At 41.3% G+C, this 455-nt stretch carries 1 protein-coding gene; it reads right to left on the reverse strand.

All coding sequences use genetic code 11. The features are described 5' to 3' along the window. Positions 1-182: 182 nt before the first annotated feature. On the reverse strand, positions 183-455 hold a 273-nt coding region (locus QC029_RS31370), incomplete at its 5' end, for a cytochrome c (RefSeq protein WP_279559094.1).

Raw genomic sequence — 455 nt, forward strand, 5'->3', positions numbered from 1 at the left:
TCCTAGTACTAGGATGTTGTGGCTGACTATCATAATATCGGCATACTAGCAGCTGATAAATTGAGATCAGTTTTTAACCAAAAACCCAATCCATCGATAAGAATAGATTGGGTATCAATGTTATATAGAATGTTAAATACGATGTTTACCGATTTTCACATTATTATTGGTGATGTAAGCTACTAAAGCGCAGGTTTGGTCTGTTTTGCTTTGGCCACATCTTCAGCTGACAACTCACCGCCTTTATTACCAAAACTGTTCAATACGTAAGTCACCACATTAGCAATTTGCTGATCATTGAGCGATACTGCTGGCATGACGCTGTTAAAGGTTTGACCATTGACGGTCACTTTGCCTGATAGACCATTTGCCACGATGCTCGCTGCACGTTTGTGGTCAGCGTTCAAGAAATCAGAGGCTGCCAATGGTGGGAAGGCATTTGGTACACCTTTACC

Source organism: Streptomyces sp. DH37, from assembly GCF_029813835.1.
Lineage (GTDB): Bacteria > Actinomycetota > Actinomycetes > Streptomycetales > Streptomycetaceae > Streptomyces.